This is a genomic window from Brevibacillus porteri, from assembly GCF_003013475.1.
Classification (GTDB): domain Bacteria; phylum Bacillota; class Bacilli; order Brevibacillales; family Brevibacillaceae; genus Brevibacillus; species Brevibacillus porteri.
The window spans coordinates 1-2,171 of record NZ_PXZO01000091.1 but is presented as its reverse complement, the minus strand read 5'-3'; the positions used below and the strand labels follow the sequence as shown (position 1 = coordinate 2,171).

Annotated in this window: 3 protein-coding genes and 1 pseudogene; 1 reads left to right on the top strand and 3 read right to left on the bottom strand. The window is 38.0% G+C overall.

Annotated elements, in window-relative coordinates:
• Window positions 1-65: 65 nt before the first annotated feature.
• The 3 genes and pseudogenes from rpsI to C7R92_RS31825 all read right to left on the bottom strand — a co-directional run.
• Window positions 66-137: pseudogene (gene rpsI, locus C7R92_RS31835) on the bottom strand (30S ribosomal protein S9); the annotation flags it as partial.
• Window positions 138-562: 425 nt separating this feature from the next.
• Complete coding sequence (locus C7R92_RS31830) at window positions 563-829, bottom strand: hypothetical protein (protein WP_146147652.1); 267 nt, start codon at window positions 827-829, stop codon at window positions 563-565.
• 85 nt (window positions 830-914) lie between these two features.
• On the bottom strand, window positions 915-1,688 hold the full coding sequence (locus C7R92_RS31825; protein WP_106836891.1) for an amidase domain-containing protein: 774 nt from the start codon (window positions 1,686-1,688) through the stop codon (window positions 915-917).
• Window positions 1,689-1,946: 258 nt separating this feature from the next.
• Between C7R92_RS31825 and C7R92_RS31820 the strand changes: the two genes are divergently transcribed.
• Window positions 1,947-2,171, top strand: a 225-nt coding sequence (locus C7R92_RS31820) for a transposase (RefSeq protein ID WP_146147651.1), incomplete at its 3' end; no start/stop codon positions are given.

Genomic DNA, 2,171 nt, shown 5'->3' with positions numbered 1-2,171 from the left:
CCATGCTGGGCGCACGGAAAAACCCCCTGCCTGCGAACAGACAAGGGGTTTGTATCGAACAGCAATTAGCGCTTGGAGAATTGAGGTGCGCGACGAGCTGCTTTCAAGCCGTATTTCTTACGCTCTTTCATTGTTGGTTTCGATTCGTTAAGGTTTCCGCTTATTAATAGGAAGATTTACAACTTAGGTTCCGTTTATTTAAGATACTTTCTGATAGAAATATGGTCAAAATATGGTCACGACGAAGTCCTAGAGATTATGTTCTAGGGCTTTCCTTTTTACCTCTGCCTTCACAAATTATTCAATGTATTTTGCACGTTCCTCCTCAGAGGAAAAGGAGAATATTCATCCTGGATGTTGTCTTGTGAACGTATGTCTTTGTTATATGGTTCCCAAAATGGAGCGAGTCTTAAAAATTCTATTCCGTTCATCATTTATTTGGTTATTAGTGAAACAGCAGCGGGTACTTTGAATAACATTATTTTTCCTGTCCACATTTGCGTCGTAACTACAATTTAATTATTATTTTGTGAGAAAAAGTATCCAGCACCATCCTGATCAATCAAAGTCCAGCCATTTTTTTCATGACGTCCAACAAAAGATCGATTGCCTTCCCTTGTTCAAACTGTGCCCCATACCATGAAAAATCGTCCTCTTGGGCTACTTTTACTAGATGATCGGGTGACTGTTTTATTAACTCAAAAACTATCTCTTTCTTAACTGAGGAAAATGGGAGTTCTGGATAAAATAAGCCAGGCCAAAATTGATGTATTCCAACGAAAACAAGTAGGGCAATAATCATTAAAATAGTAACTTTTCTGATCATCATTACACCCCAATCATTGAAAGAATGTTAAAAAAATTATAACCCTTACTTAATCAAAACAGTAAGGGCCTCTCATGATTCTTATTGTTTAATTATCAGCCTTATCCATCTCGTATCCATAAACATCATAACCTGCATCAAACCAATCCCCAACTGTTGATACTTCTTTTTTATCAATAGAATGCTGGGATAAGTATTGTTCAGCATTTCTAACTACTGTAATCATTGCGGTGTGATCTATAGAACCATCACCGTAAAAATCAGTGCTTACGACATCTCCTCTACCTAGGTCTCCTGAAGCCTTTACAACCCCGGCCCTGTCACGCCAATGTAGATAGAAATTTTGGGCAGCACCCCAAGTAAAAGATGGAGCACTACTATTATACCACCAAGCAGTACTATCGCGTTTACCACCATTTTCGTAATAAATCATGCCGCCAGCCATAAGTGCTTGGGAAACATAGTTTGTGCAATCTTTCCAGCATGAGTAGCAGCCTCCATTGTAATCGCTGTAGTACCCGAACTGCTTATTATTTCTTAATATCTCTGAATTACTCACCCATTCTCTTGCATACTCTCTTGCTGCAAAACCATCATATCCATTGGTACTTAATGATTTAACTTCGTTTTCTGGGAGATCTTCATCATTAATAGGAACCCCCATTTTTTTAGTGGGAGAAGTGTCTTCGGCCGGCATCAATTCGATAAGTTGTTCGTAATCAGAACTATCTAATTCTCCATGCAAGTTTACCTGATTTCCAAGTTTTTTTATTTTTTCATTTTGGTCGAAGTTTTCATAAAGATCCATAAACTTAACGAATTCAACAATATATTTCATATCATCTTTTGAAAACTCATCCATTGCAGTACCTAGAGATTTAACAAACAATTGGAAATCAGGGTTATCTAAGTCCGCATTAATATCGATACCATGTTCTGAAATATATTTTTCAATTATCTCGATTGCTTTTTTATGTTCTTTTTGCCCTTTCTTCCTGTTCTCATCCTTATCCCCTTTCAGTTCCTTTAATAATCTAATTGGATCGGCTACACTGAATTGGACAATTCTCTTAAGGTCTAGTAGATTGTAAGCAAATCGAAATAGAACGGAGAGATTGTCATGCGGAAACGTGAGCGTCGGTCATTTACAGATGAGTTCAAACAGCAGATGGTTCAGCTTTATGAGAATGGCAAACCTCGTGCAGATATTTTAAAAGAATATGATCTGGGTGCATCTGCGTTTGACCGTTGGGTCAAACAGAGTAAAACTACAGGGTCTTTCAAAGAAAAGGACAACCGAACAGCGGAACAAACGGAACTGATGGAGCTACGTAAGGAAAATCAA